The sequence below is a fragment of the Cytobacillus sp. IB215316 genome (genome assembly GCF_033963865.1).
GTDB classification, from domain to species: Bacteria; Bacillota; Bacilli; order Bacillales; family SM2101; genus Nanhaiella; species Nanhaiella sioensis.
The window spans coordinates 266,874-282,004 of sequence record NZ_JAXBMC010000003.1; the positions used below are offsets into that span (position 1 = coordinate 266,874).

A 15,131-nucleotide genomic window follows, 5' to 3' on the forward strand; every position below is an offset into this window, starting at 1 on the left:
TATCATGATAATTAGAAGGAGCATCTTTTGCAGGTGCTCCTCACTTAGTTAAAAATTGTTATAAAGTGTTATATCTTCTACAGGAAAACGATTTGTTGCATGGGCATCTTTCGCTTTTTTTCCAATCGTTAATAACATGACTGGTACGTACCGTGAAGGAATGTTAAATGTTTTGATGAACTGTGCGCTATCGTAGCCAGCCATAGAGCAAGTGTCATAACCTCGCGCTTTTGCTATGAGCATGAGCTGCATAGCCGCAAGGGAAGGATTAAGTATGGCAGAATGAAGAGCCGCTTCTGGAGATTGGTATGCTCCATTTATTTGTCCAATTAATGTGGACTTTGCTTCTTCTGTCATAAATCCAGCTGCAACTGCTTCACTGTAAACTCGTTCAGCATTTTTATTTGCTTCAAGGTCACCTAAAATGGCAATGACTGCTGACGCATCAACGACTTGTTGCTGATTGAAGGCAATCGGCAATAAGGTATTTTGTAAGTCTGGGTCATCAATAACTAAAAATTTCCAATGCTGAAGGTTCCATGCGGAAGGAGCTTTTGCTGCTTCCTGAATCATGTCGTTAAGCTCATTTTTATCAATTTTTACTGAAGGGTCATAAACCCGGATAGAGTGTCTGTCATTAATTACAGTTGTTAAATCAACATTGGTTGTAGTCATATTGCTCCTCCTTGAGTATGTTTATTACATTTACTATTAGCTTGCTCGTTCGAATGGTTTCATAGCCTTTTTCCTTTTATCATCTTTCTCTTCAGGTGTTAAATCCCAGTTGAAATCATATACAGCTCCTTCCCAATCGCCATACATTGGATTAGGAAATACTATGAACTTTGAACCGAAATCAGCCTTTAAGTCATCTACCGAAGAGTTACGCTCTGGAACAGTCTGTTTATCAAAAACATCAGCAAAATCTGCTAAATTATCTCCGAAGAGAAGAATGATTTCATGGTCCGCTAGAACTTGATCCCTTCTTGCTTTCTTACTGGATTCATCTGTTTTCAACAAAATACGGTCTTCAGTACTTTGAGGAATTCCGTGATACTCCATATTTTTAATTGTAGCTTCCTTTTGTTCTTCTTTACGGTTTGAAATGTAGTAAATATCAACACCTTGTTCGTCAGCATATTGTAGAAATTCAAGTGCACCAGGTAAAAGCTCTGCGCTAGCCGAGTTAATCCAATCATCCCATCCTTCAGGATATTCAACCTCATTTACAGCCGCATACGCTTGGTACGGGTCATTATCTAAAACAGTTTCATCAAGGTCTAAAACGATTGCTCTCTTCTTTTCAATATTCTCTGTCAAATTTTGGTCAAGCATCATTTTGCCAATATTATATCCTTGATAATATAAAGCATTTCGTTCGCCAGACGTTTGATGCCATAAGGTAGACATAATATTTTCAGCAGGGATATTAACCGTTGAAGCTTGGGGTGCTTCTTCATTTGTTTCATTTTGCTCTTCAGTTGTTTCTTCTCCAGCTGCATTTTCGCCGGTCTCTTCATTAGCATTAGGTGTACCGCAGCCTGTAATAATTGCGAAGCATAATGCGCTAACGAACCCAATACGAATCAAATACAATTTTGAACACATTTTTTCAGCTCCTTTATATTGTTAGTACATTGATCCTCTATATTTTTTACTGAAAGAGTAAAATTATGAATATGATAATAGGTAGATTGTTGTCAGAAATTTCTGTTAAAATAGTGGGAGATATCGTAGAATTTTTTTAATTTGATAAGGAAGTAGGCGATTTACATGAATTATCAATATTATAAAGACACTTTACAGCATATACAAAAACCATTTGCTTATATTGATCTGGATTTACTTGATGATAATATCACAGAAATTTTAAAGGCCAGTAACGGAAAAAAAATACGCTTGGGTAGTAAATCAATAAGAAGTGTACCGATAATGAAACGAATTATTGAAAGTAATGAACAGTTTGAAGGCATTATGTGCTTTACTGCTAATGAGGCAATTTTCTTAGCTAATTATGGTTTTAATGATGTGTTAATTGCTTACCCTGTTGTAGATCAATCGTATTTAACAGCAATTGCAGAGCAGGTTAAGCAAGGCTTTTTAATCACGTTAATGGTTGATTCTGTAGAACATGTTAAGCTAATTGACCAAGTTGGTGCAACGTATAACGTGGTGATCCCCATTTGTATAGACGTAGATATGTCTGTCGATTTTCCACGCTTTCGATTCGGTGTATACCGCTCACCTTTGCAATCTGCCAAACATGTGGATGACATTGGGCAAGTAATAAAAAAATGCCAATACGTTAAACTAGACGGCATAATGGGTTACGAAGCGCAGGTTGCTGGTGTAGGTGATGCTGTAGCAGGAAAATCAGCAAAAAACTTTATTGTAAGAAAGCTAAAAAGTCATTCGATTCAAGCGATTAGTGAAAGAAGAGCAGAGGTTGTTAAAAGGGTAGAAGATCTTGGTTTTTCATTGAGGTTCGTTAACGGAGGCGGTACAGGGAGCCTATCATCAACTTGTAAAGAGCACGTTGTTACGGAAGTAACAGTAGGTTCCGGATTTTTTTCACCAAGCTTGTTTGATTCTTATCAAGATTTCCAATATAAACCTGCTGCAGGCTATGCGTTAGAGATTGTTAGAACTCCGAAAGATCGGTATTATACATGTCTTGGTGGTGGATATATAGCTTCAGGTGCAGTTGGAAATGATAAAATACCTAAGCCGTATTTGCCATCAGGTGCTCGCTTGCATGCCTTGGAAGGGGCGGGAGAAGTTCAAACACCGGTTTTCTATGAAGGGTCAGAACCTTTATCTTTAGGTGATCCGATATTTTTCCGCCATGCCAAAAGTGGTGAACTATGTGAGAGATTTTCGTGTTTGTATGGTATTTCACAAGGTGAAATCGTAGGAGAATATGCAACCTATCGAGGTGAGGGGCAATGTTTTTTATAGGATACGGCCGTTACACAAAATGAGCCAGACACTAAGTTTTAATACATACCTTAATAAGCAGTTGTAGCATCATTTTTCTAATCTAGGTGGAGTATTTTCTCCACCTAGTTTTTTAATTTCCTATCTTTTTTTATGATGTCATTCATGAGTTTTTATAAACTTTGAAAAGACTGTTTCCCATTGATTGTTGATTTTCGTAATAAGACCTAAACATGAATATATCTAATGCTCGTGGCATTTTTTCTTCTCTAAAAACTATAAAAATCATATCATACACATCAGTTGCTCAAATTTTTGTAACAAAAATTAAAGTAAGTTTACGAAAAGAACCTATAAAACCCGATGTTTTAGTTCTGTATACATTTGGTTGATATTTGTTAGAAGCACATAAATTCCACCAGATTAGTTTTTCGTTAATACTGCGCATAGGTATGAGTATATGTAATATAAAGGATTATGTTCTTTTTATTAGAATATTATGAATATTAATATAATAAAAGGGGGTGAGTTTATTGGAGGCACCATCAGAAAAAAGTAAGCGACTTCTTTTTAATACGAAACGTCGTCGGGTAGTATTCTATAGTATATTTACAATTATTATTGTTTGCGCTCTGTTGCTTACAGCCGGATATATTTACGTTCTACAAAGTAAACCAAAAACAAAAGGTGAAATTATAATTAGTGGATTACAACAAGAAGTTTCCGTATACCGTGATGAAATGGGTATTCCTCATATTGAAGCAAATAATTTACAAGATTTGTTTTTTGCTCAAGGGTACGTGACCGCACAAGAGCGTCTGTTTCAAATGGATTTAATTCGACGTCAAGCATCAGGTCAATTAAGTGAAGTCATTGGTGAAAGTGCAGTCGATACGGACAAATTTTTCCGCACAATTGGCTTACATCGTGTTGCAAATGAGACATGGGATATTTTATCAGAAGAGACACAGCGAATATTAACAGCTTATACCAATGGGGTAAATGCATTCATCGATACAGTTAATGAAGAGGGGGGGCTTGCTGTTGAATTTCGGTTAATGGGTTATAAACCGGACAAGTGGACTGTTTATGATTCAATTCTTGTAGGTAAGTATATGGCGTATGACTTAGGAGGTCATTGGGAGGGGCAAGCTTTCCGCTATTACTTAGCTCAAAATTTTTCTGACGAACAAACATTTGATCTGTTCCCGACATACCCTGAAGACGGGGCAACTATTTTGCAAGCATTACGTGAAAATCCACTTGATGTGAAACAAAGCTTGGCAGCTGCTCATATGCCAAATGAGTTAAATGGAAGTAATAATTGGGTTGTAGCAGGGGAAAAAACCGAATCGGGCTATCCATATATTGCGAATGATCCTCATCTCGGGCTTGCAACTCCTTCTATATGGTTTGAAACACATCTAAAAACATCAAATTTTGAAGTAAGCGGTGTAATTGTACCGGGAGCACCTGGAATCATCCTTGGAAGAAATGAGCATATAGCGTGGGGAATTACGAATGTTGGTCCTGATGTACAAGATTTATATATTGAAAAAAGGAATCCAGAAAATGACTTAGAATTTGAATACATGGGTGAATGGGAAAAAGCAACAGTCATACAAGAGCCAATTGCTGTTAAAGATGGAGAAGACATTGATTATCAAGTTCTAGAAACCCGTCATGGGCCTATTATTTCTGAGTTTGCGCATGATGAGAAGCCAGAAACAGCACTTGCGCTGAAATGGACGGCACTCGAACCTTCACCAGAGCTTGAAGTAGTATTGAAATTTGGGAGGGCTGAGAACTGGGATGATTTTAAAGACGCACTCACATACTTTTATGCCCCAGCTTCTAATTTTGTTTTTGCGTCAATAGATGGAACGATTGCTTATCGTGCAAATGGGTTAATTCCAATTCGAAAGAATGGGACCAGTCTTGTACCTGTTCCTGGTTGGACAGGTGAGTATGAATGGGAAGGCTTTGTTCCTTGGGAGGAGCTCCCAACGATCGTAAATCCAGAAGAAGGGTTTATTTCGACTGCAAATAATAAAGTAGTTGATGATAGTTATCCCTATCATCTGTCAAATATATGGGCGCAGCCATATCGACAACAACGGATTCGCGATGTGTTATTAAGTAAAGATACATTTTCAATGGAGGATATGAAAAACCTTCAACTTGATAACAAGAACTTATACGCAGAAGAGTTTGTACCAATGTTCTTATCGCTATTAAATAATGTTCAACTAAGATCGATTGATGATGAAGTGTTAAGTAAAATGCGTCAATGGAATTTTATTGATGATAAGGACTTAGCCGAACCGCTCGTTTTTCATTTTTGGATGGAAGAAATCTCAAATGTGTTGTTTGAAGATAAGATCGACGAGGATATGATCAGTTTCTTTAGGGGAAAATCACAAGTTGTTGATGAACTGATTCGAAGGGCAATTGGAGGAAATCCAGGGCCGTGGATTGAAGACGCAGGGGGATTAGACAAAGTTGTTTTGAATGCATTACAGCGAGCTATTGACAAAGCGGCTGAGCTACAAGGGAATAATGTAGATAAGTGGAAATGGGGCAATTTTCACGAAATTATTTTTAGTCACCCTCTTGCCGCAATTAAACCATTAAATTTATTATTTAACTCATCACCAATCCCGGTAAGCGGTAGTAATATTACTGTCAAAGCAGCTAGTTGGAATAGAGAAACAGGAGAAGTTAATCACGGTGCATCATGGCGAGTAATACAAGATTTAGCTGATATGACAACAAGCTATAGTGTTGTTGGACCTGGTCAAAGCGGACACGTATTAAGTAAAAACTACCACGATCAAATGGAAAGCTGGGCTGAAGGAGAGTATCATGTGACAAGCACAGATTCTGATAACTACCAGAAAAATGCGCATTTATTGTTATTGAAACCGAAATAAATAAACTAGTATTTAGAAGGTATGCGTCATGGCTAGTAGATGGTCATAATTTTTTGTGAACTAACATTTTTTTCAAAGTATTGAAATAGAATATATAGTCATCCTCGTTTAAACAAACTTTCTATGGGGATGATTTTTTTATTGACGAAAAAAGGGGAGAACGTATTTATGATTAAAAGTAAACTAAAAAAGTATAAAGCAAAGGCACTTAATAAAGTAGACAGATATGTATATTTACTAAACCCACCTAAGGTTGAAGAAGCTGCACATTGTGATTTTAATCTAAATAATATGATTTACTACAAAAATTATGGATCCAATGGTACTTGGATTTCTCCTGATAGCCGAAAATCACTTAATATTCCTTTCAATAAGAAGGAAGGTATGATTGAATGGACTTTTAATACTAAATCAATGGAGGGCATATCAAATCCAGATTATATATATTTTTTTATGATTCGAGATAATTCATATCCTACAGCTATTGAAAATAATTTTTTCTTATGCTTTTACAATGTTCATCAACGAAAATTTAAGGTTTGGCTCTCATTAGATCAAAAAGTAAATTCAGTTATTATTGATACACCAATGTTATGCTGTGAAAAACAAAGAACAGTTAGGTTAACTTGGAATGAAAACGAATATTTTCGAATTTACTTTGATAATGCTAAAGTTAATGAAGTGCCAATTGGGACTTTTAATGTTCAACCTGAGAGAGTCTGTATAGGTGAAAATATGGAACCTACATACCCATCAAGACGCAGTCGTTTTTTATGTAATGAGCTCATTATGTTGTCAAAAGATATAGGCAATTCTCCTATTCCAGAAAATAGGTTAATAGACTTCTCTAAAAAATAACAGTTGCTATAAAATGTAAAATTATATTTTTTTTTTGTATTTAAGTTAACTGAAAATTAAACGCTTGAAATTAAATGGTAGGGGGAGTCATAAATGAAAATATATCAGTTTAATAGAAATATGGGAAAAGAAATAACACGATTTGATTCAAACTTTGTCATGTCGCGTATAGGTATCATAGATAAAAAAGCTCATATTGGATTCATGTATCTAAATAAAGAAGGCATCGTTGGCTATCATCAAGCAGTTTCTGATCAGCTGCTATTAGTCGTAAGTGGAAGTGGCACTGTTAGAGGTGAAAATGATGAAATACAATATGTAGAAGCTGGGCATGCAGTGTTTTGGAACAAAGGTGAGTGGCATGAAACTGTGTCAAATGATGGATTAACAGCCGTCGTTATTGAGAGTGAAGAACTAGATCCATCAGCATATATGAAGTTGAGAAAATGAGGTTCAAATAAACTAAGAAAGTTTTTATTGGACAAAGGACAACAGCGAATCTCAACAGAGAAAATAAATAATGTTAAATTTAAAAGGGGCTTACTAAGTTGTTCACAAGTAATGAGATAGCCCCTTCAACAGTTAAGACAATTACTTTCTATTAAAAGTCAAAATTATCGGGATCTGGTCCGAAACGTAAATCTTCATTTAAGTCATTTATTGTACGCATTTCTTCATTTGTTAATTCAAAATCAAAGATAGAAGCATTTTCAATGATTCGATGCTCTTTTGTTGATTTTGGTATTGTTACTACACCACTTTGTAAATCCCATCTTAAAATTACTTGAGCTACTGTTTTGTTATGTTTGTTTGCAATCTCAGTTAAAAGTTCGTTATCTAGTAATTTTCCGTGCATTAAAGGTGACCAAGCTTCAAACTGAATTTGATGATCTCGGCAAAAGTTACGCAACTCTTCTTGTAATAATTTTGGATGGAATTCTACTTGATTCACCATAGGCTTTATTTCTGCTTCAGTTAATAAATCTTGTAAATGATGGACGTGGAAGTTACTTACACCAATTGCACGGACCTTTCCATCTTTATAAAGCTGTTCGAGAGCGCGCCACGTTTCTTTGTATTTGCCTTCTACAGGCCAGTGAATAAGATAAAGGTCTAAGTAGTCGAGGTTAAGTCTCGCAAGACTTTCTTCAAAAGCACGTAAAGTTGATTCAAAGCCTTGATCAGAGTTCCAAACCTTTGATGTAATAAATAATTGTTCACGGGGTATCTCGCTTTGTTTAATCGCTTGCCCGACACCTTCTTCATTTTTGTATATTGCTGCTGTGTCAATGCTTCGGTACCCAGCACGAATAGCAGCTTTAACTGCATCTATTACTTGCTTGCCATCCTCAGTCTTATATACCCCCAACCCTAACCATGGCATATCAATGCCATTATGTAATGAAACTGTGCTTGATATTGAATTCAACATAACCAACTCCTTAATTTTCATATCACTTAATATTATGAAGTAGAAGGGATAAAAAATGAATTTTTTGATCTTCATTTTTTTATTTTTGCATTATGTTTATAGTTTTAATGTATAATCTAGGAATAAATAGGTACCTTATTACAACTTTGGATTAAACAGGGGTGAAGAAGCTATGGGCATATTAAGTGTGAAAAAGCTTGAAAGGAATATTGGGAATACGGTCTTATTCCCACCTATAGACTTAACAATACATAATGGAGACATCGTTGCAATCCAATGTAACATTGAAGTTGGTGGACAATTCATTCAAATACTGACCGATAGATTACCTAAATCTGGAGGAGAAATTAATTATTTTCAAAAACCATTTATTGGTAATTTTAAAGATATAAGTCCTAACATAGGTGTCCTATTGTCTGATGATGGCTATTATGAACGCCTGACACCGAAACAATATTTACAATTCATTAAGCGGCTGTATAATGTGGATGGCGATATTGGAGTTATTGTTAAAATGGTTGGTTTAATAGATAAACAGAATACAAAAATCGACAAGCTTAGCTTTTCTGAAAAGAAGCGTTTGCAAATTGCCCGGGTAATTTTACAAGATCCACAGTTTTTCATCATGGAAGAACCAACACAAAATGTTGATATTGAAAGTAAAATGATTGTAAAAAGGATAATTGAAGAACTTGCTGAGCAGGGGAAAGCAATATTATTGACGACGAGCGATCTTGAAAATGCGATTATTATGACGAACTGTGTGTATCGTTTGAATGGAGAAGGGTTAAAAAAGATAGATGTAGCTGATGGCGAAGGCGTTAAAGAGGAGATTATTAAGAATAACAACAGGCCGACAAATAATAAAGCAGCTTCAAATGCGGAAATGACTGAGAAAAATATTCAAGATGTTGAAGAGGATCAAGTAATCAATACTCAAGTTCGTTTTGAAAAGATTCCGGCTAAAGTGAATGAAAAGATCATTCTCTTTGATCCAACAGAAATAGATTTTATTGAAAGTAATGACGGAATCGCTCATTTACATGTGAAAGGGGAGACTTTTGCGTGTTCTTATACATTAAATGAATTATTTGATCGCTTATATCCATTTGGTTTCTTCAGGTGCCATCGTTCTTATATTGTAAACTTGCAAAAGGTAAGAGAAGTTATAACCTGGACACGTAATAGTTATAGTTTAATTCTAGATGATGCGAAAAAAAGCTCAATCCCGTTATCAAAAGGTAAATTAAATGATTTGAAGGGCATAATTGGAATATAAAATTTGATGATAATACATAATTTGAAACGCCAATCATCTATAAAAAGGATTTATTCATCAACAGATATACTCTTTTCACCTAAAATTTAATGCTAGTAAAAAGAAATGAGCCTATACTAAATACAACAGCGAAACAAACAATTAACTAAATCGAAAATTTTAGGAAAAGGAGTTAATGTTATGAACAATATTATTGAAGTAAGTAATTTAGTTAAGTCATTTAAAAATAAAGTAGCTTTGAAGGATGTTTCTTTTAATGTAAAAAAAGGGGAGACTTTCGGTTTCTTAGGTCCAAGCGGATCAGGAAAAACAACAACTATTAAAATATTAACATCTCAACTTCTACATACATCTGGAGAGGTTCAAGTGTTCGGAGAACATGTAAGCAAATTAAAAGATCCTGCTTATATGAAAAGAATTGGTGTATTAACAGATAATAGTGGGCTATATGATCGACTGTCTGTTTACGATAATCTTGTGCTCTATTGTAAGCTATATGATGTGGATGTGAACAGAATTGATGAAGTATTAGAATCTGTCAACCTAGTTAATGAGAAAAAAACACAAGTTAAAAAGCTATCTAAAGGAATGAAGCAAAGAGTGACGTTGGCTCGTGCTATTCTTCATAAGCCTGACCTATTATTTTTAGATGAGCCAACATCAGCATTGGATCCAGCAAATACGAAAAATATTCACAATGGTTTGCGCCAATTAAATGAAGAGGGAACGACAATCTTTTTAACAACACATGACATGTTAGAGGCAGAAGAGATTTGTGATCGTGTTGCATTTCTTAATAATGGCGAGATTGAGTTACTCGATACACCTCAAAATTTACGTACTAAATTTGCAGATCCTTCCATTTCGTTATTACTAAAAGGGGATCGAACTATAGTTGTAGATAAGGATGAAAAAGGGGCAGAACAAATTTATGAACTGATGAAATCAGGTGATATTGTTTCTATACATTCAAATGAGCCGACACTCGGAGATATTTTTGTACAATTAACTGGGAGGGAATTAGTATGATATTTTCATTGAAAAGAGTAAATGCAATCTTTATTAAGGACTGGATTGATTTACTTAAAAATTCTTACATGCTGTTAACAATCGCTATGCCTTTAGTACTTGCAGCTTATTTTGGTAGAGTAGGTAGTAATGATGGAATCTCTCAAATGTTTATAATTAATTTAACTTTTACGCTAGTAGGGACTTTCGTACAAGCTTCTATAGTCGCTGAAGAAAAAGAAAAAAATACACTGAGAGGACTATTACTTTCACCAGCTAGTACATTGGAGATTCTAGTAGGAAAAAGTACATTATCAGCCGCAGCTACAATGGTTGTCGTTGCTGGTGTTATGTTTCTTAGTGATTTTCAGATGGTATCTTTACCACTCTTTATATTGATGTTAATTGTAGGATTGATTATATATATTTCGGTTGGTACAATGATAGGTTTACTTTCTCGTACAGTAATGGAAACCGGAGTAGTTGGAATGCCAATTTTGGTCATATTAGGAATGGGTTCTATATTCACTTCGGTGACAGATAATGAATTGATTATAAAGCTAGTAAGCTATTTACCGAGTGAGCAATTTAATTATATGTGGACTCAATTTAATGATACTGGAAGCTATAGCGATATTTTTGGAAATCTGTTTATTCTTCTTATTTGGGTAGTTGTAGCGATTGCTGTTACGTTAATTACTTATAAGAAAAGAAGGTTTGACTAGTAAAAGGCTATACAATAAGACAGCCAGGGAGAGAGCATACTCTCTCCCTGGCTGTTTGTTTATAGGCTATTTTCGTAAACTTTGTTGCTATTCTTATGAACAATGGACAATATGATGAATTTTATTAGAGCTTAATAATTGTAAAAGTAGAAAAGATGCCCGGTACACTAGATGGATACGTGCTTATATATTAGTACGTATAGCAACAACCAATGCGAGAATAGCCGTTTTTGGGTAGATTAGTCAAGAAGAACAATTAGTATAGCTAGGCTCTTGCTTTTTTGAGGACTTGATCAACAGGCTAGTTCTTATAATCAAATTGAGCTTCAATTTCCGCAGTTATGCTAATTTCTCTAGGCAGAATGGAAGTAGTAGGAGTAATTGTTGTAGACATAAGTGGTTGATCTTCAGAAAATGTCCTGTATGGAGGGTGACCAAGCTCTTTAATCTTTGTAGGAGCTTGATTAATTTGTGCATGAATCGTTTCTGCAATGACAGCAGCTTTTCGAATGGCATGATTTACAGCAGCTTGTAGAGCCTGCAGATAGTAGGGGTCAGGATCTGATAATTCAAAACTTAACCTTCCAGCACTGCTAGCTCCATTTTGAAATGCTACATCATAAATTTCGCCAGACATATGGCTGTTTCGAACCGTAATTTTTAACTGGTGTGTAACTTTAAATCCTTCGAGTATGCTTTCGTTATCAACTGTTTTATACTTTGGAAATACGTTATATGCCATTGTTTCAATATCATTTTTGTCAATTCCCAACTCAATTAAAGAACGAATAAGCTGTGTTGACTGTAATGCATTTTGTTGTTGAGCAGTGGTGGCGCTCTGATCCTCAGTAATAACACCGAATTGCATAGAAACTAGGTCCGGTTTTACAGTTACTTTCCCACGTCCTTCGACAATGATATGTGGCTCAACTTTGTCATGTTGGGTGTGTCTTTTATTTTGCTGTTTAGGAAAAGGATTGTAATAAGGGTACGAATTCATCGAAACAACCCTTTCTTTTTTAGGAGTAATAAATTGTATGTAGTAAAGTGTAAGATTATAATATATACAGTTAAAGTATTTGTTCAAAGGGGCTGAAATGGTGGAACAAAAATTTATAGAGCAGTTTGACGGTTTACTTGAAAAATATACTGATTTATTAGTTGGTCAACATACTCCTGATACAATCAAAAAGGTTGAGATGTGGGCGCTTTATACTCATATTGCGAAAAGCATGCCTGCATTGGCTAAGCATTGGAATGAAATGTACCCAGATGCAAAGGAAGAAATGAAGAAGGTTATCGCTGAAATTAAACAATTAAATGAAGAACATCGTACATCAAAGTAGGGCAGACACAAAGAGTTGTGTGTGTCCTACTTTGTTAAAGGAAGCTTTGGTTAGACTGGTTGCCGAAATGTTATTTCCCTAACCTCAAGTTCTAATAAAAAACAACAAGCACCTTTAAATAAAGCGCTTGTCGGGGAGAATCCGGATGAGAGATTTTTCTTATTGGGTCATATTGTTATATGGAAATTGACTCGTATAGCCTTGGAATTGTTGATAAGATTGTTGTAGCTTCTGTTGTTCACTAGCCTCGATTTTGTACCAACCTTTTTGGAACATTAGGTTGTATAGCTGTCTTTGACAATTTTGTGTTTCGTTAAAGACATTTTGTATATCTTGATAAAGTGCTTGATGACTTGCTTCATTCAATGCTGTACAGTAAGAATCTGTCATATATTTTTCAGTTGCAAGCATGTCATTTAAAAAATCACGTTCGTTCATTTCAGGTGTTTGAGGTGTCGGTGTTTTTGGGTTTTGAATTTTGTTTTGATTATTCATTGATGATGTTACCTCCTTATTGCATTGGTTGGGTTGGCTGATTGTTATTTTGCAAATGGGACATTATTATACCGTAATGTCGTTGATGCATTTGTCCAGCTCGCTCTATAGCTGATATAATTTCTTGATCTTGACATTGTCTAGCAAAGAAATGTGCTTTCTTCATAGCTAATAAATTCCAAGAAAGCATGTCAGTTAAGTACATCGAGTCTTTTGTTGATATTACTTGTGGTGGCTGTGGCATTGCCATTGTTTGGTTTTGAGTCATATTTTGTTGCTGCATCATTAAACCCTCCTTATTAACTTCAAAATTTATCCTTCCCTAACGGCTAATACCTATACAAATTATTATTAACGCTTTTATCGTAAACTTTGTTGCTATTATTACTAAAAATGGACATTAAAATTGGGTTTGATCTTAATGTTGAAAAGATGACACGAACGTTAGAAAAACTTAAAACGAAAAGCAACAACCACTGTGAAAATAGCCTGTTAAACAATTTGTCATATTTTCGACAAAAATAGCGTTAAATTATATTCAAAAATAATAAAAGATGATAAAATAATGCTGGCTAGTAGAAAAATAAATACAGCCTTCTTAAAAATGCGAGTTTAAAAAGTACGAAGAAGAAATCATGGTGGTAGGCGTATTAAAGTAGGGCTACTAACTCCTCGAAAAAACACATACGATCATGAACAGTGAAATTACACATAGCTACGAAATGAGATTTACTCAAACTACGAAAAGAAAAGCTCATTTCAGGTTAGCTTGTACAAAGTTTATACAACATCTTTTTCCACACTTTTTGAGGACTCTGCTAACTCAAATGAATGCGGTTACAAAAAGGAGGTTATTATAAATTGGAACAAGTGATGAAAAACTTTTTCTTATTTTTATCAAAGAATAAACCTATGACAAAGTTAGCAAAAAAATACGGTTTGCGTTTTGGTGCAGGTAGGTTTGTTGCAGGGGAAACGATTAACCTTGCTGTTGATGTGATTAAAGAGCTAAATAGTAAAGGGCTAGTTGTAACAATTGACTATTTAGGTGAATTTGTTGATAACGAAAAAGAAGCTAACGAAATGGCAGATCAGTCAATTGAAGCAATTAAGGCAATTGGTAGAGAAAATTTAGATTCACAGCTATCATTAAAAATGACTTCTATGGGTTTGGATATATCTGACCAAGTGGTAATGAGCAATATGCGTAGAATTTTACAAGCTGCAAAAGACAATGGTGTGTTCGTTACTATCGATATGGAAGACTATTCTCGATGCCAGAAAACAATAGATATTTTCAAAGAGTTAAGAAAAGAGTTTGATAATGTAGGGACAGTTATCCAATCATATTTATATAGAACAGAAAAAGATATTGAAGACTTAAATGACTATCATCCTAATCTACGGCTAGTAAAAGGGGCATACAAAGAATCCCCTGAAGTAGCATTTCCTGATAAGAAAGATGTAGATGACAACCTTAAAAAAATTATAAAAATGCATTTATTAAATGGGAATTATACAGCTGTAGCAAGCCACGATGATGCGATTATAGAATATACTAAACAACTCGTTAAAGAGCACAATATTCCGAATGATCAATTCGAGTTTCAAATGTTATATGGAATAAGAACAGAACGCCAACTGGAGCTTTCAAATGAAGGATATAAAATGAGAGTGTACGTACCATATGGAACAGATTGGTATGGCTACTTTATGCGTAGGTTAGCGGAAAGACCAGCAAATGTTGCGTTTGTAGTAAAGGGAATGGTCAAAAAATAAAGATTTTTGGACTTCTCCATAACTTTGTATAATTAGTGAAAGAATAAAATAGTAGAATGATAAATTATCAAGATAAACCCAGCCTTATTCGATAGATGGTTTTAGTGAATAGGGCTGGTGATTTTATTATACTCTGGGGTTATATTCATACTAAGATGATAATCTCTAGGGAAGTAGATTCTGAGTCCTTATTGTCTAACTCTTAAGCCTATTTCACTTTATCTTAGAGATTAGTATTGATTGTTATTTTTTGGACAAAAACATAAACAGCTTTTGTCAACTGTTCTCGCATTAATTTTGTGTTTCGTACTTAAACATTAACACGGCATATATTATTTC

General features: G+C 34.8%; 15 protein-coding genes. 9 read left to right on the forward strand and 6 right to left on the reverse strand.

The window, feature by feature from the left end:
- Positions 1-48: 48 nt before the first annotated feature.
- On the reverse strand, positions 49-675 hold the full coding sequence (locus SLH48_RS08320) for a nitroreductase family protein (protein ID WP_214481112.1): 627 nt from the start codon (positions 673-675) through the stop codon (positions 49-51).
- Positions 676-711: 36 nt separating this feature from the next.
- Positions 712-1,608 carry a 5'-nucleotidase, lipoprotein e(P4) family gene (locus SLH48_RS08325; RefSeq protein WP_320257786.1) on the reverse strand — a complete coding sequence of 299 codons (897 nt, stop codon included), beginning with the start codon at positions 1,606-1,608 and terminating at the stop codon, positions 712-714.
- 165 nt (positions 1,609-1,773) lie between these two features.
- On the opposite strand from SLH48_RS08325, the gene SLH48_RS08330 reads away from it, so the two are divergent.
- The 4 genes from SLH48_RS08330 to SLH48_RS08345 all read left to right on the forward strand — a co-directional run bounded on the left by SLH48_RS08330 (position 1,774) and on the right by SLH48_RS08345 (position 7,178).
- Positions 1,774-2,958 (forward strand): amino acid deaminase/aldolase, encoded by a 1,185-nt coding sequence (locus tag SLH48_RS08330; protein WP_320257787.1) that lies wholly within the window; start codon positions 1,774-1,776, stop codon positions 2,956-2,958.
- A gap of 512 nt (positions 2,959-3,470) precedes the next feature.
- Positions 3,471-5,870: a penicillin acylase family protein gene (locus SLH48_RS08335; protein WP_320257788.1), complete on the forward strand. Its 2,400-nt coding sequence runs from the start codon at positions 3,471-3,473 to the stop codon at positions 5,868-5,870.
- Between the two features lie 168 nt (positions 5,871-6,038).
- Positions 6,039-6,728, forward strand: coding sequence for a hypothetical protein (locus SLH48_RS08340; RefSeq protein WP_320257789.1), 690 nt, complete (start codon positions 6,039-6,041; stop codon positions 6,726-6,728).
- A 93-nt stretch (positions 6,729-6,821) separates the two neighbouring features.
- Complete coding sequence (locus tag SLH48_RS08345; protein ID WP_320257790.1) at positions 6,822-7,178, forward strand: cupin domain-containing protein; 357 nt, start codon at positions 6,822-6,824, stop codon at positions 7,176-7,178.
- 151 nt (positions 7,179-7,329) lie between these two features.
- On the opposite strand, the gene SLH48_RS08350 is transcribed toward SLH48_RS08345, so the two are convergent.
- Positions 7,330-8,160, reverse strand: a complete 831-nt coding sequence (locus SLH48_RS08350) for an aldo/keto reductase (protein WP_320257791.1) — start codon at positions 8,158-8,160, stop codon at positions 7,330-7,332.
- A 172-nt stretch (positions 8,161-8,332) separates the two neighbouring features.
- Between SLH48_RS08350 and SLH48_RS08355 the strand changes: the two genes are divergently transcribed.
- The 3 genes from SLH48_RS08355 to SLH48_RS08365 all read left to right on the forward strand — a co-directional run bounded on the left by SLH48_RS08355 (position 8,333) and on the right by SLH48_RS08365 (position 11,172).
- Complete coding sequence (locus SLH48_RS08355) at positions 8,333-9,439, forward strand: LytTR family transcriptional regulator DNA-binding domain-containing protein (protein WP_320257792.1); 1,107 nt, start codon at positions 8,333-8,335, stop codon at positions 9,437-9,439.
- A gap of 180 nt (positions 9,440-9,619) precedes the next feature.
- The gene (locus SLH48_RS08360; protein WP_320257793.1) at positions 9,620-10,468 is read left to right on the forward strand and encodes an ABC transporter ATP-binding protein; all 849 of its coding nucleotides are present in this window, start codon (positions 9,620-9,622) and stop codon (positions 10,466-10,468) included.
- Complete coding sequence (locus SLH48_RS08365) at positions 10,465-11,172, forward strand: ABC transporter permease (protein WP_214481102.1); 708 nt, start codon at positions 10,465-10,467, stop codon at positions 11,170-11,172. Before SLH48_RS08360 ends, SLH48_RS08365 begins: the two co-directional genes overlap by 4 nt.
- A 301-nt stretch (positions 11,173-11,473) precedes the next feature.
- Here the strand turns inward: SLH48_RS08365 and SLH48_RS08370 are convergent, their stop codons facing one another.
- Complete coding sequence (locus tag SLH48_RS08370; protein ID WP_320257794.1) at positions 11,474-12,172, reverse strand: SIMPL domain-containing protein; 699 nt, start codon at positions 12,170-12,172, stop codon at positions 11,474-11,476.
- A 100-nt stretch (positions 12,173-12,272) separates the two neighbouring features.
- Between SLH48_RS08370 and SLH48_RS08375 the strand changes: the two genes are divergently transcribed.
- Positions 12,273-12,518 (forward strand): YusU family protein, encoded by a 246-nt coding sequence (locus SLH48_RS08375; protein WP_320257795.1) that lies wholly within the window; start codon positions 12,273-12,275, stop codon positions 12,516-12,518.
- 159 nt (positions 12,519-12,677) lie between these two features.
- On the opposite strand, the gene SLH48_RS08380 is transcribed toward SLH48_RS08375, so the two are convergent.
- Positions 12,678-13,013: a spore coat protein gene (locus SLH48_RS08380; RefSeq protein ID WP_214481099.1), complete on the reverse strand. Its 336-nt coding sequence runs from the start codon at positions 13,011-13,013 to the stop codon at positions 12,678-12,680.
- Positions 13,014-13,029: 16 nt separating this feature from the next.
- Complete coding sequence (locus SLH48_RS08385; RefSeq protein ID WP_320257796.1) at positions 13,030-13,296, reverse strand: hypothetical protein; 267 nt, start codon at positions 13,294-13,296, stop codon at positions 13,030-13,032.
- Between the two features lie 578 nt (positions 13,297-13,874).
- On the opposite strand from SLH48_RS08385, the gene SLH48_RS08390 reads away from it, so the two are divergent.
- A complete protein-coding gene (locus SLH48_RS08390) occupies positions 13,875-14,792 on the forward strand; it encodes a proline dehydrogenase (RefSeq protein ID WP_320257797.1) in 918 nt (305 codons plus the stop codon).
- Positions 14,793-15,131: the final 339 nt, after the last annotated feature.

What these genes read in the sequence shown, in the direction of transcription:
- SLH48_RS08350 (WP_320257791.1), bottom strand. Translation starts at nt 8,160, where the DNA reads ATGTTGAATTCAATATCAAGCACAGTTTCATTACATAATGGCATTGAT.
- SLH48_RS08370 (WP_320257794.1), bottom strand. Translation starts at nt 12,172, where the DNA reads ATGAATTCGTACCCTTATTACAATCCTTTTCCTAAACAGCAAAATAAA.
- SLH48_RS08360 (WP_320257793.1), top strand. Translation starts at nt 9,620, where the DNA reads ATGAACAATATTATTGAAGTAAGTAATTTAGTTAAGTCATTTAAAAAT.
- SLH48_RS08380 (WP_214481099.1), bottom strand. Translation starts at nt 13,013, where the DNA reads ATGAATAATCAAAACAAAATTCAAAACCCAAAAACACCGACACCTCAA.
- SLH48_RS08325 (WP_320257786.1), bottom strand. Translation starts at nt 1,608, where the DNA reads ATGTGTTCAAAATTGTATTTGATTCGTATTGGGTTCGTTAGCGCATTA.
- SLH48_RS08355 (WP_320257792.1), top strand. Translation starts at nt 8,333, where the DNA reads ATGGGCATATTAAGTGTGAAAAAGCTTGAAAGGAATATTGGGAATACG.
- SLH48_RS08345 (WP_320257790.1), top strand. Translation starts at nt 6,822, where the DNA reads ATGAAAATATATCAGTTTAATAGAAATATGGGAAAAGAAATAACACGA.
- SLH48_RS08365 (WP_214481102.1), top strand. Translation starts at nt 10,465, where the DNA reads ATGATATTTTCATTGAAAAGAGTAAATGCAATCTTTATTAAGGACTGG.
- SLH48_RS08340 (WP_320257789.1), top strand. Translation starts at nt 6,039, where the DNA reads ATGATTAAAAGTAAACTAAAAAAGTATAAAGCAAAGGCACTTAATAAA.
- SLH48_RS08385 (WP_320257796.1), bottom strand. Translation starts at nt 13,296, where the DNA reads ATGCAGCAACAAAATATGACTCAAAACCAAACAATGGCAATGCCACAG.
- SLH48_RS08320 (WP_214481112.1), bottom strand. Translation starts at nt 675, where the DNA reads ATGACTACAACCAATGTTGATTTAACAACTGTAATTAATGACAGACAC.
- SLH48_RS08330 (WP_320257787.1), top strand. Translation starts at nt 1,774, where the DNA reads ATGAATTATCAATATTATAAAGACACTTTACAGCATATACAAAAACCA.